Below are 23,467 nucleotides of genomic sequence, written 5' to 3' on the forward strand. Positions count from 1 at the left end.
GCTCAACCGCTACACCGCTCTTGGCATACCTATCACCGAGGCCGCAGGATAAGTCTGTCCGGGGATTGGGGAAGTGCGTTCAGGCCTCAATTTGCTCAACAAAGCTCAGGTATGGCATCCTTTCTGGAGATCCGCTTCCGTATCGAGCCGAGCCAGGCCCCGCGCCCGAAGCGGGGATCGGCTCTCCGCCCTCTTTTTCCGCGTTGCTGCAACCGCGCTGTCTTTGAGGCGGAAAATGTCGTTTTTGGTTTCGAGGATTGAGGCACTAAGCGCGATCGGTTCAAGCTCAATGGCCTGTGCCGAGAGGGGGCAGCCGGTCCAGCAATACAGTAGTCATCTTGACGGCATCGAAAACAGTGGCCGACGCGCTGAAGCTGAGCTCGGTGGTGATGATCACGTTGGCGCGCTCGTAGAACTTGCCCAACAGGTGGATACAGGAGGATCAGGAATTGATCCAAGGATCAACTTTCCCACGACCCAGAGCGCCCTCTGAAGCGGTGAAAGACAAGTATCCGAGCTTGTTCAGGTTCAAGAGGTCGAGGCGGATGAGGGTCTCCCCGTTTTGTCCGGCTTTTCCCATGGCCTTGTCGGACAGGCACGATCCGCCTTCTTTGATGCTGCATCACAGGCACATCGCCTGTATCGCCCCGGATCTGTCGGAGACCTATAGCTTCATCTTGCGCGACCATATCGAGCACGTCGCGCTGTGCATAGAAGGTCTCTTCCGCCTCAGCTGGCGGGATGTTTTCGATGGGTCCAGGCAGCCGGCGGTTGTTGAACCAATCGACCCAGCCGAGGGTTGCCATTTCCAGATCCTGCATGTTGCGCCACGGTCCTTGGCCCCTCTCGGCGATGCCCGCATCGCCTGCCGGGCAATGGATGGACCAGTTCGGTTTTGTAGAGACCGTTTATCGTCTCGGCGAGGGCGTTGGCATACGAGTCACCGACACTGCCGACCGATGGTTCAATGCCAGCCTCAGCCAAACGCTCGGTGTATCGAATGGACAAATATTGCTCGTCCCACTGCCCGGCAGGGTATTGCGCAGCAATGCCCGAGAGGGAGACGGTCCACCGTGCAGCGCGCCAGCGAAAAGCCCTCGCGCTTCAACGGGTGCCACGCCTTGCGAACTCCGTAGACCTGATAGGTTGCGTCCCAGATCCGTTTAATCTCGAGCCGAAGCTCTGTGTCACGCTGATGCCGTGCAGAAGCTTTGGAAGGGTCCGCCGGGCACGCAATCTGCCGAGAGGGGCGCAAAATACGCGCTTGCCTTGCGCAGGATCTCATTCGCCTGGCGCAGCTCGCGAACCTCACGTTCAAGCGCTTTGATCCGGTCCCGTTCCTCCGTCGTTACGCCGTTGCGCATGCCACTATCTTTCTCGGCCTGCATCACCCAACCGCGAAGAGCCTGGCGGATACAGCCTATCTTCGGTGCAATGGCCGCAATCGCGCCCGCCTGCGTTTCGTAGGAGCCGTGGTGCTCGAACACCATCCGGACCGCACGCGCGCGGAGCTCAGGCGAGTAGCGGTTTGCCATTTTGCTTTTCGCCATAACCACCATCGGTACTTAAGTTGATGATCTCCGACAAACCCGGGGCGATTCAGAGCCATCATAACCCAGCTTTAACAGATCCGCGTACATCTGCTTCACTGTCGGCCGCGCTTTGCGCCACATCCATGACTGGATCAAACGCCAAGCTGAAAGCCGATCCGCTTACGGGCCCAAATTGCTTGGACGCTTGGGCGTCCTGAACTTCGGCTCCACGCAGGTCCTTTTGAAGGTGTTGCAACAAACCCGTTCGACGGGCGATCTCCTATATTGAAATTTTGCCACACAGTACCGAGCATCGAACAACAATCGAAAACTCCATGCCTATCACACCAAATGCCCCCAATCAAAACCGTCGGGGCACCGTGTTCACGTGGGTCCAATCTCAGTGACAGTTTATCAGGCTACCGGGTCAGGTCTCGGAAACAATCAACGCTATCTTTGTGACCGGGTTTCTGCTTTGACCAAGCGGGTGATCGGTTCGGTCAGAGCAGTGTCCGTTGCCCGGCAATGCATGCATATCTGCGTGATAATGAAGCGAGCTCTGAACGCGGCCGACGATAGGTGTATTCAGCGCCTCAGCCAGTCTACTTTTCGACACGTCGTGCAACATGCGACCCGAATGATACAGAAACTTATCTTGTGCTGGGCTGTGTTGGTAAATGGCCTGTGCCCAAAATCTCTGAAACGAAGCCCTCATTGGCTGTGCGGCTTTCGGAGATCTCACGACCCGCCGCGCAAAACAACACTGACGAAGACCATACCCAGACCTTTTGCCACGTCGCGACATTGGCAAAATCGCTGACACAGAGCATGTGTGAGTTTGTTTCAAGGCACAGCCGGTTCTCTCAATCCGGCTGGCAAGCCGGCCCCGTGCCGCTGCTCACCAGTAAATGCCAGTATGTGGGAGAGGAGGGGCAAAATGGTCCGCCGTTTTGCGACAGAAAAACCGCGCCAATCTTTTCTGGCGCGGTCGTATCCTTTGATATCTTCAGGCGATCCGTCGAAAGGTTCAGTTCGATGGAGCGTCTGCATCCGTCATATCTGGCTCCGGCCCGACCGAGGCCAGATAAGCCCAGACGTCCAAGGCATCCTGATCATCGCGCAAGCGGTAAGTCATTTTCCCGCGGGCGGACTTGTCATCCAGGTAGTCTTTTAGAAAGGCGGAGGCGTCTTTGACGTAGACGGCAAAATGGTCTTCGTCCCAAGCTAAACCCTGCTCGCCAGCGGCGACCATGTACTTCGAATATCTGAAGCCCTCGACACTGCCGGCGGTGCGACCGACGACACCGTACAGGTTGGGTCCGACCTTGCCACCTTTCTGTATCGCGTTGCCGTCGGCATCCTCGATAACGTGGCAGGTCTTGCATTGATTGAATACCTTTTCACCAGCGGCAGGGTCTCCTGTTGCGTGGCTTTCGGCCATGGCTATCGTTGACGCGCTCGTTAATGCGATTGCCAGAAAAATCGGTTTCATGGTTGGTCTCCTCTCCTGTGTCCCCGTGGGTTAAGGGTGTAGCGAAAGGGGTGACATTCATCCCCGAAGCGCTACTGTTGCGTTTAGATTTCAGGCGACTTCATGGGCGATAGCGCACTGTTTCCATAGGACGGTCAGTGCCTCGACCAAGCGGTTTAGATCGGCGTCTGTGTGCAGCGGTGAAGGGGTGAAACGCAGGCGCTCCGTGCCCTTTGGGACGGTGGGATAATTGATCGGCTGCACATAGATGCCGTAGTCGTTCATCAGGATATCCGCCAGCATCCGGCATTTCACAGGGTCCTTGATCATCACGGGAATGATGTGGCTGGGGTTGTCCATGTGCGGGATGCCGCGCGCGTTCAGCATCTGGCGCAAGCGGGCCACCTGGCGCTGGTGCAGTTCGCGTTCTGTCTGTGACACCTTCAGATGCGCGATTGACGTCTGTGCTGCTGCAGCGACCGCAGGGGGCAGTGCGGTGGTAAAGATGAACCCGCTGGCAAAGGAGCGGATGAAATCGCACAGCGCCCGGGACCCTGAGATATAGCCGCCCATGCATCCGAAGGCCTTGCCCAGGGTGCCCTCGATCAGTGTGATGCGGTCGGCCAGGCCTTCTCGTTCCGAGATGCCACCGCCGCGCGGCCCGTAGAGGCCCACGGCATGGACTTCGTCAAGGTAGGTCATCGCACGGTGCTTTTCCGCAACTTCGACGATTTCCTGCATCGGACAGATGTCACCGTCCATGGAATAGACAGACTCGAAGGCCACAATTTTGGGGGCGTTGGCAGGCAGCGCGGCCAGCTTGCGGTCCAGATCCTCGGGGTCGTTGTGTTTCCAGATGACCTTTCTGGCGCGGGAGTGGCGAATGCCTTCGATCATCGAGGCATGGTTCAGCGCGTCCGACACGATGATTGCGTCGGGCAGGCGGCTGCCTAAGGTCGACAGCGCCGCCCAATTGGATACGTAGCCGGAGGTGAACAGCAGGGCTGCCTCTTTGCCATGCAGGTCGGCCAGTTCGGCTTCCAACCGGACATGGTGGTGGTTGGTGCCTGAAATGTTCCGTGTGCCGCCAGCGCCAGCGCCGCATTGGTCGACGGTGTCTTTCATGGTCTGGCGCACGGCCTCATGCTGGCCCATGCCAAGGTAGTCGTTGGAGCACCAGACAGTCACTTCGTCCGGGGCGTCGTCGTCATAGCTCTTGGCGGTGGGGAACTGCCCACAGCGACGTTCAAGTTCGGCGAAGATGCGATAATTGCCTTCGTCTTTCAGCGCCTTGAGCTGCGCATTGAACAGGCTGTCAAATTCCATGGGGTTCCTCCGGGTGTCTTGATTTTTGTGTCTTCTGGTCGGGCGCAGGCAACATCCAGCGCCACAGTTTCGCGTCCGGCAGCGGCACGACCATGAACCAGTGTTCCAGCAGCGCGAGCGCCGTGATGGATGTCAGCAGGGCAAAGCCGGTGATGTCCTGCAAAGTCTGCGCGGAATAGAGCCGTTCCAGCCAGCAGCCCACAGCAAGGGTCAGGCCGGTGACGGACAGCGGAAACAGCCAGTTCATCCACTGGATGCGAAAATGGCTCGACAAGTGAGACAGCGCGCGTGGGACGAATTCCACGTTGATGCGCGGCACCCCCAGATACAGGTTCAGCTTGGCCGAAACGCGGGCGAGGTAAAGCACGGTAAACGTCCACAAACCAAAGGTATTTTCCGCATCATGCCCGTACAGCCACAACAGGATCAGCATCGTCGTCAGCAGCATCTCATGGTATGCCAGTGTGCCCCAAGCGCGGAAGAAGCGTTCCCATTCCGGCACGTCGACGGGGCAGGGGTACAGGTTGGGGCCGGTGATGACGCCGGTGAGGAAGGACAGTTCGATCCAGCCCCAGATGGCCAGCGCCGCCAGAAAGGCGTGGTAGGCGCTGGCGTAGTTCGTGGCCGCCAGCGTGTGTTCAAAGGTCCAGATCCCGAGGGCGAGACAAGGCAAGCCGGCGAGTGTTGCCCCCAGCCGGGCACGAAAGCGCGCGCCTTCGGTGCGGCGCACCACGATCAGGATCGCTCCGGTGGAAAACCACCACAGGAACAAGGCAGCCAGCGCGGCGATCCAGGGACTGGTCATGTCAGCCCCCCGCCCACGTAATGCACACGCCCGCCGGAGGCGGCCTGCGTCAGCCCCCGACGGTCAGCATGATATGTGGGCGCCCCGCACATCAGTAGGCCGGAACCATGCGGGTGGAGTCGGGCACGCGGTGCTTTTTCATCGGAATGGTGAAGAGGCCGACAAAGGCTGTCGCGGCGCGTGCCTGTGCGGACATGCGTCGCGCCATGGCGCCCACACCCTTTGACTGGCGCGCATTGTCCAGATCGGCGTTGGCCTTTTGCAGGCGCTTCAGACCTGCAGCCCAACGCGGGTTATCGATGTCCAGCGTGATCGGAAAGATCTGTTTGGTCAGGGCGCTGGTTTTCACGAACACCTCGTGGCCGTACCAGTCGGGATCGACACCAAGGGCGGCGTGAAACACCGGCCGCTGGTGATCGCGCACATGCATGGTGGCAAAAACCGCCGTGAGGAAGAACTTGATCCACAGAACGTTGGTGCCGGAGGTCAGCCTGGGATCGGTCTTCATCAGCAGGGCGAAGGCCTCGCCATGGCTGAACTCGTCATTGCACCACTCCTCGAACCATTTGAAGATCGGATGAAAGCGGTGCTCCGGGTGTTCCTGCAGATGCCGAAAAATGGTGATATACCGGGCATACCCAATCTTTTCAGACAGATACGTGGCATAATAGATGAATTTTGGCCTGAAGTAGGTGTACTTCTTGGATTGCGTCAGAAAGCCGAGGTTTACCGCCACGCCGGCCTCGCGCAGAGCATCGTTGATGAAGCCAGCGTGCCGTGCCTCATCACGGGCCATAAGCTGGAACAGCTGGGTGATGTCCTTGTTCTTGCCGCGGCGCTTCATTTCCTTGTACAGCACGCAGCCGGAAAACTCCGCCGTGCAGGACGAAATCAGGAAGTCGATGAATTCCTTGCGCAGGGCCGGGTCCATGCCGTCCCAGTCGACCTTGTCCCAGTCGGCGTTCTTCTTGAAGTGGCCCTTGTTCGGGTCGCTGACCATCTGCGCGATCAGCTTGTCCCAGTCCTCGCGGACCGGGGACACGTCGATGGCGTCCAGCTCGTCAAAGTCGGTGGTGTAAAAGCGCGGCGTCAGCAGGGTGTTCTGCATGGCCACTTCGGTGGCGGCGGTGCTGTCGAACTTGGCCTGTTCTTCCTGAATGGCCAGGCCTTCCTCGACCGTGGTGGCATCGGCCGTGTGGCGGGTGTTCTGCATGTTCATAGCGTCACCTCTTCGGAGAAGGAGAATTCGCACAGCTCCATGACTTCGAAATCGCCGGTGAGGCGGGTCCACAGCCGTTCCAATGACGAGGCGCGCACAATGGTCGCCTCGCGGTCTTCGCTGATCACTTCGCCATAGGGCGCCATGATTTCCGGTCCATGCACCCGCACCTCGTCGCCCGGATAGACCGTCGCCCCGTTGTTGAATCGCACATGTGCGTGCAGGCTTTCGAAACAGTGTGACACTTCGACGGTGCACGGGGCGCGTTCAACTTCCTTGGTCAGCCATCCCATTTATTGGCCTCCTCTCCTATTGTGCCAAAAGCCGCGCGAAGGCTTTGGCGTTATCCGCACCGAAGCCCATTAAATCGGCGCGCCAGCCTGTGCTGTGGTCGTGAATTTCCAGGCGGCCGGTGTCCTTTTGCAGCAGCAAGACAGGGGCGTCAGGCGCGACGCCGGTCTTCTTGCGTTCATGCAGCAGGACCCGGTAGACACCGGAAATGAATCCGCCCTCTTCGGGCGAAAGGTCTGCGATCAGGGTGCCGTCAGGGGCATGGACCTGCGCGGCGCCGGACATGTCGCCGGACAGCACGATCTCGCGTTGGATGATGATTTTGCCCTCGGGGAGGGTTGCGATCAGCGGTTGCCCGGTCACGCGTGCGATCGTCACCACGGTCAGCACCGTCAGGACAAGCGCCAGCATGGCGCGCACCATCATGCGCGGCACGAGGTCCTTGTCGTGAATCGGCGGAGCGGCGTGGGTGTCGATCTGCGTCATGGCGCGGGCGTTCCTTTATTCAGCGGCAACGGCAGAGGGCTTGGCTGCCGTGCGTCGGGCAATCTGCGGAGTGTTGACGCGGGCCTCGGCGGCCTCGCCCAGCATGTGGGCGATCCTCTCCGCGTCGGGGATACAGCGCAGGGCGGGCTGGGTACGGCGCAGCACCCAGGGGCGCACATGCGGCCAACACACCAGATAGGACAGGCGGGTGTCGTCGTCGGTGAGATCCAGCGCGATGGTGCCGGTGCCGTCGCGGCGGAGGGCCAGATCAGCGCGGCCGATCTGGCTGAACGGCAGGTTCAGCGTCACGGTCAGCGCGGCGCCAATCCGCATGGCCACGCGGCGGTTTGTGATGGTGTAGACCGTGGCGCGGGCCTGCACGAAACCGACCAGCATGAACATCGCCAGCACGATGCCACCCAAGATCAACAGCGGCATGGAGGCGGCAAAGGCAGTTGCGAAATTGACCTGGTCGACCATCGTGCCAAAGCGCCAAAGCGCCAGCACGACAAAGTAGAGCGCCACCCACTTGAGGTTCATCGACTCCTTCGTCAGGGTCCACCAGTCGGGGCGGCCCTGCCACAGGATCTCTTCGCCCTGGGGCGGGAGTTCGGGCAGGCCCTCAACGGGTTCAAAGGCGAAATCATCGTGGTCCGCATGGTGGTTCATGGTGTGGCGCTCCTGTTCTTCTGTCGAGGGATCAGCCGAGCAGGGGCGCTTGGCGCGCCTCGCTGGCATAGAGCATGCCGCCGCCGTAATACCCCATGATCTTGTCCTCCTCGAGCAAGGTCACCTGGCGCAGCGAGGCATGTTGCGGCACGCCGGGGAAGTGCTTGCCAAAGATCAAACGCACTTTGACGTGAGATTTGTGGACCCGGGCGACGGTCATCGGGATCAGGCGTTTTCCGCCTTCATTGATCAGGTCGACTTCGAGATAGCGGATCAGCTGTTCGGGTTCGTCGATCCACATGTCGCTGATCGTGCCGACCACCTCGTTGTCACCTGCCATTACGGGCAGACCGCGCGGATCGCGACCGGCCGAGACGTGAAAGCTCTGCCTCGCGCTCATCGGGACGATCTTTGGGTGGCCATGGCCATCCAGCTCCGGCACGTCGCGGCGCGCGGCCCATGAGGCGGGGCCGACACCGTCCAGCATGGGGTTGCCGGTCGGCTCAAACGGAAACCCGTTGCCGGCAGCGGTCTTGGCCATCGGCAGGTTGGGGCGTTCGGCGTTTTGGCCCGAAGGTACGGTAACCGAACCACGGCCATGCGGCAGGTTGAACGTTTTGTCATCGGGCACCGGGAAGAGGCCCTGGTTCGCCGACGGTTTGCCGTCGTCATCCTGCAGCGGATAGCCTTCGCGCATGTTTTCGCGCTGGATGTAAAAGATCAGCAGCGCAAAAAAGACCCAAAAAAGCCAGAGGCTGAGGCTCGCCAGATCGAAATTGCCAAAAAATGGTTCAGTCATGTCCTGTTCCTTTCAAAAGGCGCGGCACTGTCAGGTCGGAAAGTCGGCCAGGCCGATACGGGCCGACTGCGGATGTTGGGTTTGCGTTGTTGCGGGGCGGCCTGCGCTGCGCACCAGCGGGCCAAGCGCCGCCAGCGTCACAAAAAGCAGTCCGATTTCTGTATGATAGACAAAGGAGTATCCGGTGGCGGGCGCATTCAATGCCGCGCCAAGCTGGCCGTGGATCGCCAAGGAGCCGATCCAGTCACGCAGACCGCCGCCCAGGGCGATGGCCAGCCCGGCCCCGGTGGCCTGCGCGGCTCCCCAAGCTCCCAGCGCCAGCCCGTTGCCCGCCGCGCCACGCGTCGGCAGGGTCATCGCTGCGGTCAAGGTCGAGACGGAAAAGAGCCCGCCGCCGAAGCCGATCAGAGTGGCCCCGGCAAAAAACAGCGCGGGCGACCCCATCGGCGCGGAAAACACCACGATGGAAAAGGCAAGGATCCCGGCCAGAAGCCCCAAGGCTGCTAGGCGCATGGGGTTGCTCCCCATCGCCAGCTTGCGACCTGCCAAAGCGAACCCGGCCAGCGCACCGACCGACCACGCGGCGGTCAACAACGTGGTGGAGGACACCGACAAGCCGAGGATTTCGCCGCCATAGGGTTCCAGCAGCACGTCCTGCATGTTGAAGGCGATGGTCCCGACAAACACCACAGCCAGCAGCCGCCCTGCCTGACCGCCAGACACCAGATCGGCCCATGCGTCCCGGAAGCGGGGGCGCGGGGTTTGACGTTCGGCCCGCGTCATGGGGCGGACTTTTTCCTGTTTCCACAGGGCGATCATGTTCAGGGCGATGCCGACAACGGCGGCCCCTTGCACGACGCGGATCAGCCGCAGAGGCGTGAAATCGCGCAGGAGCCAGCCGATGATGACCGACGACAGCCCCATGCCCACAAGGAACATAACGTACAGCAGCGCCACCACGCGGGGGCGGGTTTCATCGTCGGCGCGGTCTGTCGCCAGGGCCAGACCGGCGGTCTGGGTCATGTGCAGGCCAAGCCCGGTCATCAAGAAGGCCATTGCGGCAAGCACTTCGCCCGCAAAGGGGACATGGTGGACGGTGTCGCCCGACAGAACCAGCAGCGCAAAGGGCATGACCGCCAGTCCGCCCATCTGCCACAGTGATCCGAACCAGAGGTAGGGAATGCGCTTCCAGCCTAGCGCACTGCGGTGGGTGTCGGAGCGGAACCCAAGCAGCGTGCGAAACGGCGCGATCAGCACCGGAAGGGCAATCATCGCGGCGACGATGATCGCGACGACTGATAGTTCGACGATCATCACCCGGTTCAGCGTGCCCAGCAGCATCACCGAGGCCATGCCCACGGACACTTGAAACAGCGATAGGCGTAACAGCTGACCCAGTGGCAAGCCTTCGCTGGCGGCATCCGCAAAGGGCAGGAACCGCGTGGTCAACTGTTTGAGATGCGCGGCCCGCAAAATCATTCTGTCAGCTCCATCGCTTGAGAAATGTAGAAGCCGACGCTGATACGATTAAGCGCGGTCAACGTGCCTGGTGCCCCGGCATCGCAGAGTGAACGCATAAGTCTGGCGGGCGCGTGCGGCACCATGATGGGTGAGCGGTCCGCGCGCGGGAACATCTGGCCCATGCGCCACATTGCCATCAGCAGCGGCGTGCGCGGCGCGACGGTGAACACCACATTGTTGTTGGTGCGACGGCCCAGGCTCATCAGAGCACGGGTCAGGTCGTCCTCGGCATAGTAAATCAGGCTGTCCATCGCGAGGACGTGGTCAAAGCGACCCAGTCCGTCAGACAGCATGTCGCCGGAGGTGAACCGCACCCGACCGTGCAGGTCGATGGGCAGACGCTTGCGCGCGATCTCCACCAGTGAGGGCGAGATATCGATCGCCACCACATCGGCCCCACGTTCCGCGAGAGCCTGCGTCATCTGGCCCGCACCACAGCCTGCATCCAGGACCCGCGCGCCGCGTAGGTCTTGCGGCAGGCGTGACAGCATCTGGTCGCGCATCTCGTCGCGCCCGCGCCGCACGGTTTCGCGGATCCGGCTGACCGGCGCATCGCTGGTCAGGCGTTCCCAGGTGCGGGTCGCTGTCTTGTCGAAATAGGTTTCGACACGGGCCAGAGTGCGCTCGTAGCTCATCAATCGAATCCCAGAAGCTCGAATATGTCGCGGTCTTCCATCGGGGCGGGAGCCAGCGGTTCCGTGCCGCGCCACAGCGTTTCCGCCAGCCGGACGTATTCCGCACGGCAGCGAACGATGTCCTCTTCGTCATCCATGGCGAACAGTGTTTTTTTCTTCAGGCGGGACCGCCGTATGGCGTCCACGTCAGGCATATGCGCGATGCGGTTGAAACCGACGGTGTCGCAGTAGCGGTCCACCTCATTGGTCTCGCGCGAGCGGTTGGCGATACATCCCGCCAGACGGACCTTGTAGTTCACCGACTTGGCCTGAACGGCGGCGATAATCCGGTTCATGGCGTAGATGCTGTCGAAATCATTGGCGGTGACGATCACGGCTCGGTCGGCGTGCTGTAGCGGCGCGGCAAAGCCGCCGCAGACCACATCGCCCAGCACGTCGAAAATCACCACATCGGTGTCTTCGAGCATGTGGTGCTGTTTCAGCAGCTTGACCGTCTGGCCGACAACATAGCCCCCACACCCGGTGCCTGCGGGCGGGCCGCCGGCCTCGACGCATTTCACGCCGCCCCAGCCTTCGGTGACAAAATCCTCGGGGCGCAGTTCCTCGGGGTGGAAATCCACCGACTTGAGGATGTCGATCACCGTGGGCTGTAACTGACCGGTCAGGGTAAAGGTGCTGTCGTGCTTGGGGTCACAGCCGATCTGAAGCACCCGCTTGCCCATCTTGGCGAAGGCTGCGGACAGGTTCGACGAGGTGGTCGATTTACCGATGCCGCCCTTGCCGTAGACTGAAAAGACCTTGGCCCCGGTGATTTGTGCCGAAGGATCCTGATGCACCTGCACCGATCCTTCGCCGTCCTGGCCCCGTAGCTCGGGGATGTCGTCGCGCGGGCTCATGTTGCGGTCCTTTCGGGTTGGGTGAGGGGGTTCATTCTGCGGCCACTCCCTCGAGCCGGTCTTCGAGCGCGTCTGCGGCGTCGCGCAGCGCGGCAAGTGTTTCGTCACTGGTCTGCCAGTAGGCGCGGTCGTGCGCCTCCAGCAGGCGGTTGGCAAAGCGCGAGGAAGCCGCCGGGTTCAGGTCGGCCATCCGCTTGCGCATGGCCTCGTCCAGAACAAAGGTTTCCGACATGCGCTGATAGACCCAAGGGTCAACCTGACCGGTTGTGGCGGACCAGCCCATGGTGTTGGTCAGGTGGCTTTCGATCTGGCGCACACCCTCGGCGCCGTGGCTCAGCAGCGCTTCGTGGAATTTTGGATTCAGCGTGCGCGACCGGGTTTCCAGCGCCACTTGATCCGCCAGCGGACGTATCTTGCCGGTGCCACGCGTGGTGTCAGAGATATAGATCGCTGCATCGGTGCCGCCGCGCGCGCGTTTCACGGCCCGCGAAATCCCACCCAGCGTGTCAAAGTAATGATCGACCGAGGTCACGCCCAGTTCGATTGATTCCAAGTTCTGATAGGCCAGATCGACGTTTTTCAGCGCCCGTTGCAGCATGGCGGGGCTGGCCTGCGCCTTGCCATCGGTGCCATAGCCAAAGCTTTTGCGTGCCTCGTAAGCGTCGGCAAGTTCGTCTTCGTTGTCAAAGGATGAGCTGTCGACCAACTGGTTGACGTTCGAACCGTAGGCCCCTTCGGCGTTGGAAAACACCCGCAGCGCGGCGGTGGCCATGTTACATCCGGTGTCGGCCATATTGGCGAGCGCATGGGCACGGACAAAGTTCTGGTCGAGCGGTTCGTCGGCCTCGGCGGCCTTCAGCGCGGCTTCGGCCAGCAGGCGGGTTTGCAGCGGCAGCAGATCGCGGAAGATGCCCGAGAGGGTCATGATCACGTCGATGCGCGGGCGGCCCAACTCTGCCAGCGGGATCAGGTCAGCGCCACACAGGCGGCCAAAGCTGTCGAACCGGGGCCGCGCGCCGAGCAGCGCCAGCGCCTGTGCCAGCGGTTCGCCATCGGACTTGATGTTGTCCGACCCCCAGAGCACCACCGCTACGGAACGTGGCATGGTGTGATGCGTGTCCAGCAGGAGTTGCGCCTGACGTGTCCCGGCGCGGCAGGCAAATTCGCTGGGCATGCGGAACGGATCAAAGGCGTGAATGTTACGCCCTGTCGGCAGCACATCGGGCGAGCGGATCAGATCACCACCGGGCACTGGCGCGGTAAAGCGGCCCTCAAGCGCGTTCAGCAGCGCTGGGATTTCGCTGTCCTGCATCAGTAACGCTTCGATTGCCGCACGGTCGGACCCTGCCGGTAGCAGGTTTAGGTAGCTGGCGCGGGCCTTGTCAGACAACGGTTGGCCGACCACATGCAGACCCTCGGGGATCAACGCATCCTCGGTATCCAGCAGGCGCAACCACAATGCGTCCGGGTCGGTGCCGGTCATGTCAACCACCTCGGCCTGTTCGGCGATCAACAGGGCCAGCTCGTCACGCTCATGGGCGTCGGGCGCACTGCGACGCCAACGTGTCAGGCTGTCCTTGAGTTCTGCCAACCCCTTGTACAGGCCCGCAGACGACAGCGGCGGCGTGATGTGCGACACGGTGACCGCCCCGGTACGGCGCTTGGCCAGCGTCGCTTCGGACGGGTTGTTCGACGCGTAAAGATAGACGTTTGGCATGTCGCCGATCAGCCGGTCGGGCCAGCATTTTGAGCTGGGACCGGCCTGTTTGCCGGGCATGAATTCCAGTGCGCCGTGCATCCCGAAATGCAGCAACACATCAGCCTGAAAGCTGTTCTTCAACCACAGATAGAACTGGGTAAAGGCATGGGTCGGGGCAAAATTGCCCTCGAACAACAGGCGCATCGGGTCGCCTTCGTAGCCAAAGGCCGGTTGCAGCCCGACAAAGACATTGCCGAATTGCGCGCCAAGGATGAACACACCGCGTCCGTCGCTCTGGATCTTGCCCGGGGCCGCGCCCCATTGCTGTTCGATTTCGGCCAGCCATGGCGTGCCGGTCACGATCTGGTCGGCGCTGACATGGGCGGCGACGTTGGCCTCTGTGCCGTAGCGCTTGGCTGTGCCGTCGAGAACGGTTTCGCGCAGCGCCTCGACGCTGGCGGGCGGTGTCAGGTCATAGCCGCGGTCGGCCATGGCATGCAGCGTGTTGTACAGCGAGCGGAACACATCCAGATAAGCCGCCGTGCCCGCAGCCCCCGCATTGGGCGGAAAACCGAACAGGACGATCCCGACCCGACGGTCGCGCACTTGAGAGCGGCGCAGTGCGGCCAGCCGCTCAACCCGAAGTGCCAGCTTTTCGATACGTTCGGGGCAAGGGGCCATCGCCTTGACCGTCGAGGTGATGGCGCAGTTGTGCGCACAGCCGTCGCAGCCATTCTCGCCATGGCGCCCGGCAAAAACCGTGGGATTGGTGGCGCCATCGAGTTCCGGCAGGGCAATCAGCATGGTGGTCTCGATCGGGCCAAGGCCCTGCGCGGAACCAGCCCATTGTGCAAGCGTCTGAAACTCCAGCGGGTGGGCGGCGATATAAGGCACGTCCAGCGCCTGAAGCCATGTGCTGGCGGCCTCGTTGTCGTTGTAGGCAGGCCCGCCCACCAGCGAGAAGCCGGTCAAAGACAGCAGCGCGTCGATCCGTGGGCCTTCCGGCCCCTGAAAGAAACCGTCGATGGCGGGACGTGCATCCAGACCACCGGCAAAGGCCGGCAGGACGCGCAGACCGCGGCCCTCCAGCGCGCGGATCACCGCGTCGTAATGGGCGGTGTCGCCGGACAGCACGTAGCTGCGCATCATCAGCAGGCCAACGGTGGCCTTGGTGCCCGCCTGGGCGGGCATATCGGCGGCATTGGTGGTGATCCGTTCCGGAAGATCCGGATGGTACAGGCCCACATCAGGGTATTCCACCGGGGCCGGAGCACTCGTGCCGCGCCATTCGGCGTGGCGGCAATAGCGCGAGATCAGGAACCGGACGAGCGATTCAATGTTGTCGTCAGACGCACCCAGCCAATACTGCATGATCAGGAACCAGGCGCGCAGGTCCTGCGCCTTGCCCGGGATCAGTTTCAGTATGCGCGGCAGACGCCGCAGCATCTTCATCTTTTTCGCGGCATCCTGTGTGCCCGGCGCGCCGTTGCCACCGCCGCGCATCTTCTTCATCAGCTTGGACAGGCCGGTGTCGGGTTTGGACATGTCCAACGTGCCCATGCGCGTCAGCTTGACGATCTGCGCGTCCGAGATCACGCCGATCATCGCATCGCAGGTATCGCGGCGCGCCTGAAGAGCTGGCAGAATCTGGCGGATGTGTTCGTCGAGAAAAATCAAACCTGACAGGATGATGTCCGCCTGCGCGATGTCGGCACGGGCCTGCATCAGCGTGGCGGGGCTTTCGGCCCATTCGGCGGCGGCGTGCACGCTGATGCACAGGCCGGGGAAATCCTTCACCAGCCGCTCGGCGGCCCGGTTGCAGGGGCCGGCCACATGCGAATCCAGCGTGAGGATCACGATGTGATACTCGAAAGCCGAAGAGCCGCCGAAGCTCGTCATGAAGCCATCATCTCGCATAGTGGGCCTTTGCTTCATAGAGGGTTTCGAGGCCGATTTCGTTCAGACCCTTTTGGGCGGCAAAGGTTTCTGTGTTGCGGCGAGCCTTGCCCCTGACAAAGAACGGGATCTTTTTCAGTTCACGCTCCGCATCGGCCAGCCAGATCACCTGCGCGGTGGCAGCATCGACGGGCGCAGTGTCCAGTTCGCCAACCTGAGCGTGGATCGGCTGGGGAATGTCGGCAGGGACGGACATGGCGTAACCGCCATGGTGGCTCGGTCCAGCCGCGTCATGAAATTCGAAATCGTCGCGGAACATTGTCAGCAGATGTTCCTCCAGCCCCATGACCAGCGGATGCACCCATGTGTCAAAGATCACGTTTGCGCCTTCGATCCCCATCTGGGGCGAATAGCGCGCAGGAAAGTCCTGCACATGCACCGGGGCAGAGATCACGGCGCAGGGGATGCCCAGCCGTTTGCCGATGTGGCGCTCCATCTGTGTGCCGAGGATCATCTCTGGTGCGAGCTGTTCGATGCGCTCTTCGACGTCCAGATAATCGTCGGAAATCAGCGCCTCGACGCCGTAGTCTTTGGCCAGGGCGCGGATCATCCGGGCCTGTTCGCGGTTGTAGCAGCCGATCCCGGCGACCTCGAACCCCATCTCGTCCCGCGCAATCCTGGCGGCGGTGGCCACATGGGTGCCGTCACCAAAGATGAACACGCGCTTGCCGGTCAGATAGGTGCTGTCGACGCTGGAGGAGTACCACGGCAGGCGCAGGCGGCTTTCATCCAGTGCGACCGGGCGACCGATTATTGCGGCGATCTCATCTGCAAAGTCGCGGGTGGCCCCGACGCCGATGGGCACAACCTTGGTATATGGCTGGGCAAGTTCCCGTTCCATCCACCGGCAGGCCGCCTCTCCGGTTTCTGGGTACATCAGCACGTTGAAATGCGCGGCCCCCAGTTGGGTCAGGTCGTGCGGGGTGGCACCATAGGGGGCGCAGACGTTCACGCCGATGCCCATGTCCGACAAAAGGCCGGTCAGTTCGGTGATGTCGTCACGGTGCCGGAACCCCAGAGCCGTCGGGCCGATCAGGTTGCAGGTGACATGGGCGCTTCGCGTCATCGGCTTGGCCAGCGCGCGGACCAGTTGGAACAGCGTCTCATCTGCGCCGAAGTTTTCCTTGCGCTGGTAACTGGGCAGGTCCAGTGCGATCACCGGGCAGGGCAGGCCCATGGTTTCGGCCATGCCGCCGGGATCGTCCTGGATCAGTTCGGCGGTGCAGGATGCGCCGACGATCATCGCCTGCGGCTGAAAGCGGTCATAGGCGTTCTGGCAGGCAGTTTTGAACAGCATCGCCGTGTCGGCCCCCAGATCGCGGGCCTGAAAGGTGGTGTATGTTACCGGAGGGCGGTGGTTGCGTCGCTCGATCATGGTGAACAGCAGATCGGCGTAGGTGTCTCCCTGCGGCGCGTGCAGCACGTAGTGCAGACCCTTCATCGCTGTCGCGACGCGCAGGGCGCCGACGTGGGGCGGGCCTTCGTATGTCCAGACCGAAAGCTTCATTCCGCAGCCTCCAAACGAAGCGCCGCGCGACGGTGCAGCGGGCGCGAGAACAGCCCGGCCAGATCGCCCGCCTGTTCGTAGAAATGCACCGGAGTAAACACCAGTTCGATGGCCCATTTGGTAGGCAGGCCCTCGGCCTCCAGCGGATTGGCAAGGCCAAGGCCGCAGACCGTCAGATCCGGCTGCGCGGCCCGGCAACGGTCCAGTTGCAGGTCCACGTCCTGGCCTTCGGAAATGGTTGGGCCGTGGCCGAGCAGGTCCAGATCAAGGCCGACGATGGCGCGGTGAATGTATGGGGCGCCGACCTCGATGGCGGTCATGCCACATTCGCGGGTCAGAAAGCGTGCCAGCGGGATTTCCAACTGGCTGTCGGGAAAGAAGAAGATGCTCTTGCCTGTCAGGCGCGCCGCCGCCTGGGCGACCGCCTTTTTGGCGCGGGCGCGGGGCGCGGTGGTCACGGCGTCAAAGCGCGCCTGATCAACGCCGAACTCCCGCGCCACAGCTTGAAGCCACGCGGTGGTGCCTTCTTCGCCAAACGGGAATGGCGCGGGAATGTGCCGCGCCCCGCGCCGTTCGAGGGCGGCATGGGTGCCTCCCAGGAACGGCTGTGTGAGGGCAAAGACCGTGTTCGACCCCAGCGCCAGACCGGAATCGGCGTGGCGGGCGGGCAGAACGGCGATGTCTTCGATCCCCAGATTCATCAGCAGGTCCAACGCCTGATCCTCGACCACGTCGGGCAGGGCACCCACCAGCAGCAACTGCCGCCTGTCGGTTTGCGGCAGGGCCGGAACCATTGCGGCGAGGCAGGCGTCTTCGCCTTCGGTAAAGGTGGTTTCGATGCCGGAGCCGGAATAGTTCAGCACGCGCACCTTGGGCGCATGTTTGGCCGACAGACGCTCGGCCGCGCGGGCGAGATCGAGTTTGATGACTTCGGACGGGCAACTGCCCACAAGGAACAGCTGGCGGATGTCGCCACGGCGCGAAAGCAGGCGGTCGACCTCGCGTTCCAGTTCGGCCTGCGCATCGGCGAGCCCTGCCAGATCCGTCTCTTCGAGAATCGCGGTTCCGAACCGGGGCTGGGCAAATATCATCACGCCAGCGGCGCTTTGCAGCAGGTGAGCGCATGTGCGACTTCCCACAACGAGAAAAAACGCATCCTGGATCTTGCGATGGAGCCAGATGATTCCCGTCAGGCCGCAAAAGACCTCGTGCTGGCCGCGTTGTTTGAGCACGGGCACATCGCGGCAACCACCGGCTAGAGGGGCGAGAGGCAACGTCATGCTACTGCCTCCGTCTGAAGGCGCGCGGCGCGTAGTTTCAGCAGAAATTGCCCGGCGTTGATCAGGTAGGCGGCGTAGGCGGCGAGCGCCAGGACCATCAATGCATTGGCCGCCAGGCTGTCGGTGAACAGTGCCCAGACATAAGCGGCGTGCAATGCGATCACGACAAAGCTGAACACGTCCTCCCAGAAAAAGGCGGGGGCGAAAAGGTATTGACCAAAAACAACCTTTTCCCAGATCGCGCCGGTCACCATGATCAGGAACAGGAAGCCTGTTTTGACCAGGATAGAGAGGGTTGCGGCGTCGTAGCCTAGTCCGGTCATCATAAACCGCAGCACCAGGGCAGCGGAAATGAGGAAGGCGGCGAATTGAAGAGGTGCCAGAATGCCTTGGATCAGTGTCCAGACACTTTCGTCTCGGCGAGCGCGTTGGGCGCTGGTGTACAGCCCCCTTTTGCCGATTTCTGGATGAGTCTCTGACGGCATCTGGTCGCGTCCTCGAAGTTAATTCTTCGTTGATGCTACGGGCCTCGCGGGCAGTGTGTCAATCTAAACTTACACATTTGCTTGTCGCGAAATGTACCGTCAGGATCACACCTTTGCGCTGGTATCTAGGCGCTGTTTCCAAGAAGTAAAAATATTTAGTGCAATGTTTCCATGGCCCTCCGGGGTGCATGCCGCCGCATACCAGCGGCTGAATGTCAATAAAAGTTGACAGGTATTTCGCTCTGGAGCACTCTTGTAGCGGGAACGTCCACGCAAGACTCGCTTGATCAGAACAGCATTCTTGCTAACCTTGGGAGGGGGGGGATGAATTGCATATCAGGGGGAAAAGCGCTGGCCACCAATCGTGACACCGCTATTCGTTTTCTAGTCGAGGCGGCTCTGCAATCGGTTGCCGCTAAAAAGCATGTTTGCGCACCCAGTACTCGTGAAGAGTGGATAGATAAGCTCTGTGTCGAGATCATGTCAGAGTCGGAGACCAGTCATCGAAGCGTGATCGCGGCGCTGATGGCGACCGGTGTCTCGTCCGAGGATGTTTTCCAGATTTACGTGCCCGCAGCGGCCCGTCGCATAGGCGAGCTTTGGGTCCTGGACAAGGTGACTTTCGTGCAAGTCACTATCGGAGCCAGCCGTCTGCAAGCGTTGTTTCATGACGAAAGCCAGTCGCCGCAGGGCAAGTGGCTGGATCGCACCGTGCCGTTGGGGCAGTCGATCCTGATGATCTTGCCCGAAACCGAGGATCACACACTGGGTGCCTTTGTGGCGGCGGATCAGTTCCGTCGACACGGGCTGTGGGTGCGCATGGCAATTCGCCTGAAACCACTTGAGGTTGTGCGTGCTATCGAAGAGGGCAGCTTTTCTATGCTCGGTATGTCCTTGGCCAGCCGAAAATCGGTGCAACATGCTGAAGAACTGATACGATTTTTGCGAACTACACTGGACGTCTGCCCGCCAATTGTTATTGGTGGCAAGTACGTGCTTGACGCGGATGATATCGAAGAACGCACAGGTGCGGATTTCGCTGTTAAATCTGTGCGAGAGGCAATATCGCGATGTAAGCTGGCGACTGTCAACGAGACGCTCGCTATGGATTCGATGTCTGAATAGGAGCGTTAGCGACTCGAGGTGGTGTTTTGACAGATCAAACTTCGGCTCTCGAGTTCAGCCATTCGGGCGTGTTTCCTGAGACTGCTTCGGTAGAATTTCTGATCGAGCAAGCGTCGGATATCGCAGTTCACCTGAGCAGTGCCGGCGTGGTGGAGGGCATCTATGTCAGCCCCGAAAGCCCTTCGCTTGGATGCTTGGATCATTGGGTCGGACGGAGCTTTCACAGTTTTCTGAATGAAGAAAGCAAAGAGAAATTCGATATACGGCTGGCTCAGTTTCGTAAGAACGCGTCGGAAACGTCGGTCGCGGTGGAGCTGAACCACAGCGACAATGCCGATTGGGAATTCCCTATACGCTACGCGATGCTGCGCGTCCGTAACAGCGACGCCCTGATGTTGATCGGCCGTGACCTTCAGCCCTTGGCGGAGGTTCAGCAGCGACTTGTGCATGAACAGCTGGCGCGGGAACGTGACCAGCAACGTATCCGCAGGGCTGAGACATTTTATCGGGTGGTTCTGGAAGCCTCTGAAACCGCCCTTGTGCTCGTCGATCCCGAAACTGGCCGCGTGCGCGACATCAACAGTGTCGCGTCGACAATGTTGGGGGCCAAAGGCGACACCCTGCCCGGCAACACGTTCAACCAGGCCTTTCAGGGATTGCGCCGGGGCGAATTGATGGAGGCGCTGCAAAACGCCAGTTCGTCGGATGAAACCCGCAGCATTCAGGCTGTGGCGCGACGCAGCGGTTTGCATGTGGCAATTTTTCCGGAATTTTTCCGGGCGGCTGGCGAGCTATGTATGCTGTGTCGGTTGGCGAAGGTCGATGAGGACGATCCTGGTGGCACCGAGATCGCCATGGCGCTGGGTTCGCTTTTCAATTCCTCGACCGATGCCATTGTGATCCTGGACGCCAAAAGCCAGATCCGCGAAGCCAACGATGCCTTTCTGACGCTGGCGGATGCTGCTCAGTTCCGTGACGTGATTGGCAGCGGCTTTGCTGGTTTCCTGGTGCGCGGCGAAGTGGACATGCAATTGATGATGGAAGCCGCGCTGCGTGACGGTCGCGTTCGCAGTTATACCACGCAATTCAAGAGTACGGTCGGCACCCGCGCATCCGTCGACATTTCTGTTGCCATGCTGAAGACGGGCACCAAGGAACGCGGTTTTGGCATGATTATCCGGGATGTCAGCCAGAACGCCCGCGCCGCCGAGAATTTGCCACAGGCGGTGGTCAGTGAAGACGCGCTTCAGAATGTGATGGACCTTGTTGGCACTGCGTCACTCAAAGAGCTGGTGTCCGCCACCTCGGACGTGATCGAGCGCATCTGCATTTCGACGGCGCTTGAGATGACGAAGAACAACCGCGTCGCTGCCGCCGAGATGCTGGGCCTCTCCCGTCAGAGCCTTTACGTCAAACTTCGCAAGTTCGAGATGCTGAACGGCAATCCCGACGAATAACCTTCACTCTCATTAGAGGGTGTGCGGCTGGGGTGCGATATTGCGCCCTTTCTGACGATAATCCCAGAAAAAGCTTCCTTCGACTCCGATTGTATAGTCTAGTTTACAATATGAGTGTAACACATGACATACAGATAGGGCGTAGATACCCGCAACCTCTGGCGGTTCTGACGCTGATCAAACCCATAACGTGGTTCCCGCCGATCTGGGCGTACCTTTGTGGCGCTGTGTCGTCCGGGGTGCCGTTCACTTCCGCCCCAGTACAGGTCGCGTTGGGGATGCTATTGGCCGGTCCGATTGTCTGCGGCATGAGTCAGGCGGCCAACGATTGGTGTGACCGCCATGTCGATGCCATCAACGAACCCGACCGGCCGATCCCCTCTGGGCGCATTCCCGGCCGCTGGGGCCTGTGGATTGCGTTGGCCATGACGGCGCTGTCGCTGTGGGTGGGGTCGTTTTTGGGTCTATGGGGATTTGGTGCGACGGTGTTTGGCGTGCTGGCGGCCTGGGCGTATTCGGCGGAACCCGTCCGGATGAAGCGGTCAGGCATATGGGGGCCGGGGCTTGTGGGTCTGTGCTACGAGGGGTTGCCCTGGTTCACCGGCGCCGCCGTGTTGTCGGCAGGCGCGCCGTCGCTGGCGATTGTGTTGATTGCCGGGCTTTATGCCTTTGGCGCGCATGGCATAATGACGTTGAACGATTTCAAGGCGCTGGAGGGTGACCGCCAGACAGGCGTCAACTCGTTGCCCGTCACGTTGGGCCCTGAACGGGCTGCACGGGTGGCCTGTTGGGTCATGGTTCTGCCGCAGTTGGTGGTGATCGCGCTGCTGGTGCTGTGGGGGGCGCCGATGTTTGCGCTGGCGGTAACCGCGCTGGTTTGTGGGCAGGTCTGGGCGATGCGCGTCCTTCTATCCGACCCAAAGGCCCGTGCCCCGTGGTATAACGGCACCGGCGTTCTGATGTACGTAAGTGGCATGATGATTGCAGCCTTTGCCCTGCGTTTGATGGAAGGTGCAATATGACTCTCGGATGGTTTTCGATTGTCCGGCTCGGGCTGGTGCAGATGGCGCTGGGGGCGATCGTTGTCCTGACCACTTCAACCCTGAACCGCTTGATGGTGGTTGAGATGGCCTTGCCCGCGGTATTGCCCGGCCTGCTGGTGGCGTTGCACTACGGCATCCAGATCACCAGACCGAATTGGGGTTTTCTGTCCGACACGGGCGGGCAGCGCACACGCTGGATTATTGGTGGTATGGGGATCTTGGCGCTCGGGGGCTTTGGCGCGGCTATCGGCGTGGTGCTGTTTGCCGAGAATTGGTCTGCGGGTTTGGCGGTCTCGACTGTCAGTTATGCGCTGATTGGTCTGGGTGTAGGCGCGTCCGGCACGTCTTTGCTGGCGCTGCTGGCCACTGCAACAGAGCCGCGCCGTCGCGCGGCGGCGGCGACCATTACATGGCTGATGATGATTTTTGGCATTGCGGTGACAGCTGGCACGGTGGGGGCGTTTCTGGATCCTTACAGCCCGGCGCTGTTGCTGCGCATCGTCGGGGTCGTCACGGTCGGGGCTTGCGTGCTGACCACGCTGGCGGTTTGGGGGATCGAATCCCGTCTAAGCGCTCCTGCGCCGGTGGCTGATCCGCCCCGGTTCATCGACGGCCTGCGCGAAATCTGGGCCGAGCGCGCGGCGCGCAACTTTACCATTTTTGTCGGCCTGTCGATGACCGCCTATTTCATGCAGGAACTGATACTTGAGCCATATGCCGGGCTGGTCTTTGGCCTGACGCCGGGCCAGTCGACGCAACTGAGTGGCGCGCAGAACGGCGGGGTGTTCCTGGGAATGCTGACCGTCGGTGTAGCGGCCACCGGGTTGAGCCTCGGCAGTCTGCGAACATGGGTGGTGGCCGGGTGCCTGGGCTCCGCAGTCAGCCTGTGTGCCATCACGCTGATCGGGAACTTGGCGCTTGGCGCGGCACTGTTGCCCGCCGTGATCGGGCTGGGAGTGTTCAACGGCATGTTCGCGGTGGCCGCCATCGGATCGATGATGGCTTTGGCCGGAGAGGGTCGCACCGCGCGCGAGGGGACCCGCATGGGCCTGTGGGGCGCGGCGCAGGCCATCGCTGCCGGATTCGGCGGACTGCTTGGGGCGGCGGCGGTTGACCTGCTGCGCACAGGTCTGCCCGACACGACTGCATTTGGTGCCGTTTTTCTGGCCGAAGCATCGCTGTTCCTGTTTGCGGCGCTGCTGGCGCTGCGTGTCATTGCCCACCGTCGCATCGCGTCTGCGGCCCCTCTGGTTCCGGGAGAGTGA

At 61.4% G+C, this 23,467-nt stretch carries 20 protein-coding genes and 1 pseudogene; 4 read left to right on the forward strand and 17 right to left on the reverse strand.

The features are described from left to right. Positions 1-286: 286 nt before the first annotated feature. The 17 genes and pseudogenes from GGQ68_RS24935 to bchF all read right to left on the reverse strand — a co-directional run bounded on the left by GGQ68_RS24935 (position 287) and on the right by bchF (position 18,577). Positions 287-424: an ATP-binding protein gene (locus GGQ68_RS24935; RefSeq protein ID WP_425502994.1), complete on the reverse strand. Its 138-nt coding sequence runs from the start codon at positions 422-424 to the stop codon at positions 287-289. Positions 425-680: 256 nt separating this feature from the next. Further along, positions 681-1,550: pseudogene (locus tag GGQ68_RS21240) on the reverse strand (transposase); the annotation flags it as partial. Positions 1,551-2,559: 1,009 nt separating this feature from the next. Further along, complete coding sequence (locus GGQ68_RS21245) at positions 2,560-3,024, reverse strand: c-type cytochrome (protein ID WP_183969540.1); 465 nt, start codon at positions 3,022-3,024, stop codon at positions 2,560-2,562. A gap of 90 nt (positions 3,025-3,114) precedes the next feature. After that, positions 3,115-4,329, reverse strand: coding sequence for a 5-aminolevulinate synthase (gene hemA, locus GGQ68_RS21250; protein ID WP_183969542.1), 1,215 nt, complete (start codon positions 4,327-4,329; stop codon positions 3,115-3,117). Beyond that, positions 4,319-5,134, reverse strand: a complete 816-nt coding sequence (puhE, locus tag GGQ68_RS21255; RefSeq protein ID WP_183969544.1) for a putative photosynthetic complex assembly protein PuhE — start codon at positions 5,132-5,134, stop codon at positions 4,319-4,321. The genes hemA and puhE overlap by 11 nt, the downstream gene beginning before the upstream one ends. Before the next feature lie 91 nt (positions 5,135-5,225). Beyond that, on the reverse strand, positions 5,226-6,353 hold the full coding sequence (gene acsF, locus GGQ68_RS21260) for a magnesium-protoporphyrin IX monomethyl ester (oxidative) cyclase (protein WP_183969545.1): 1,128 nt from the start codon (positions 6,351-6,353) through the stop codon (positions 5,226-5,228). Then, on the reverse strand, positions 6,350-6,646 hold the full coding sequence (locus GGQ68_RS21265) for a hypothetical protein (protein WP_183969548.1): 297 nt from the start codon (positions 6,644-6,646) through the stop codon (positions 6,350-6,352). Before GGQ68_RS21265 ends, acsF begins: the two co-directional genes overlap by 4 nt. 16 nt (positions 6,647-6,662) lie before the next feature. Beyond that, complete coding sequence (puhC, locus tag GGQ68_RS21270; protein WP_183969550.1) at positions 6,663-7,130, reverse strand: photosynthetic complex assembly protein PuhC; 468 nt, start codon at positions 7,128-7,130, stop codon at positions 6,663-6,665. A 15-nt stretch (positions 7,131-7,145) separates the two neighbouring features. Continuing rightward, positions 7,146-7,799 carry a photosynthetic complex putative assembly protein PuhB gene (gene puhB, locus GGQ68_RS21275; RefSeq protein ID WP_183969552.1) on the reverse strand — a complete coding sequence of 218 codons (654 nt, stop codon included), beginning with the start codon at positions 7,797-7,799 and terminating at the stop codon, positions 7,146-7,148. Between the two features lie 31 nt (positions 7,800-7,830). Next, entirely contained in the window at positions 7,831-8,598 is a 768-nt protein-coding gene (gene puhA, locus GGQ68_RS21280; protein ID WP_183969554.1) for a photosynthetic reaction center subunit H, read from the reverse strand. A gap of 30 nt (positions 8,599-8,628) precedes the next feature. After that, entirely contained in the window at positions 8,629-10,077 is a 1,449-nt protein-coding gene (locus tag GGQ68_RS21285) for a PucC family protein (protein WP_183969556.1), read from the reverse strand. Further along, entirely contained in the window at positions 10,074-10,754 is a 681-nt protein-coding gene (gene bchM, locus GGQ68_RS21290) for a magnesium protoporphyrin IX methyltransferase (RefSeq protein WP_183969558.1), read from the reverse strand. Before bchM ends, GGQ68_RS21285 begins: the two co-directional genes overlap by 4 nt. Then, complete coding sequence (gene bchL, locus GGQ68_RS21295; RefSeq protein ID WP_183969560.1) at positions 10,754-11,650, reverse strand: ferredoxin:protochlorophyllide reductase (ATP-dependent) iron-sulfur ATP-binding protein; 897 nt, start codon at positions 11,648-11,650, stop codon at positions 10,754-10,756. Before bchL ends, bchM begins: the two co-directional genes overlap by 1 nt. A gap of 31 nt (positions 11,651-11,681) precedes the next feature. Beyond that, positions 11,682-15,266, reverse strand: a complete 3,585-nt coding sequence (locus GGQ68_RS21300; RefSeq protein WP_183969562.1) for a magnesium chelatase subunit H — start codon at positions 15,264-15,266, stop codon at positions 11,682-11,684. Beyond that, complete coding sequence (gene bchB / locus GGQ68_RS21305; protein WP_183969564.1) at positions 15,256-16,812, reverse strand: ferredoxin:protochlorophyllide reductase (ATP-dependent) subunit B; 1,557 nt, start codon at positions 16,810-16,812, stop codon at positions 15,256-15,258. Before bchB ends, GGQ68_RS21300 begins: the two co-directional genes overlap by 11 nt. Beyond that, entirely contained in the window at positions 16,809-18,092 is a 1,284-nt protein-coding gene (locus GGQ68_RS21310; protein WP_183969566.1) for a ferredoxin:protochlorophyllide reductase (ATP-dependent) subunit N, read from the reverse strand. Before GGQ68_RS21310 ends, bchB begins: the two co-directional genes overlap by 4 nt. Further along, a complete protein-coding gene (gene bchF / locus GGQ68_RS21315) occupies positions 18,089-18,577 on the reverse strand; it encodes a 2-vinyl bacteriochlorophyllide hydratase (protein ID WP_183969568.1) in 489 nt (162 codons plus the stop codon). Before bchF ends, GGQ68_RS21310 begins: the two co-directional genes overlap by 4 nt. 324 nt (positions 18,578-18,901) lie before the next feature. On the opposite strand from bchF, the gene GGQ68_RS21320 reads away from it, so the two are divergent. From GGQ68_RS21320 to GGQ68_RS21335, 4 genes are all read left to right on the forward strand, one after another. After that, positions 18,902-19,702, forward strand: coding sequence for a cobalamin B12-binding domain-containing protein (locus tag GGQ68_RS21320; RefSeq protein WP_183969570.1), 801 nt, complete (start codon positions 18,902-18,904; stop codon positions 19,700-19,702). Between the two features lie 26 nt (positions 19,703-19,728). Further along, a complete protein-coding gene (gene ppsR / locus GGQ68_RS21325; protein ID WP_246429488.1) occupies positions 19,729-21,159 on the forward strand; it encodes a transcriptional regulator PpsR in 1,431 nt (476 codons plus the stop codon). A gap of 110 nt (positions 21,160-21,269) precedes the next feature. Next, positions 21,270-22,181 carry a chlorophyll synthase ChlG gene (gene chlG, locus GGQ68_RS21330; RefSeq protein ID WP_183969572.1) on the forward strand — a complete coding sequence of 304 codons (912 nt, stop codon included), beginning with the start codon at positions 21,270-21,272 and terminating at the stop codon, positions 22,179-22,181. Further along, positions 22,178-23,467 carry a BCD family MFS transporter gene (locus GGQ68_RS21335; protein ID WP_183969574.1) on the forward strand — a complete coding sequence of 430 codons (1,290 nt, stop codon included), beginning with the start codon at positions 22,178-22,180 and terminating at the stop codon, positions 23,465-23,467. The genes chlG and GGQ68_RS21335 overlap by 4 nt, the downstream gene beginning before the upstream one ends.

It is taken from the genome of Sagittula marina (assembly GCF_014196795.1).
Taxonomy (GTDB): Bacteria; Pseudomonadota; Alphaproteobacteria; order Rhodobacterales; family Rhodobacteraceae; genus Sagittula; species Sagittula marina.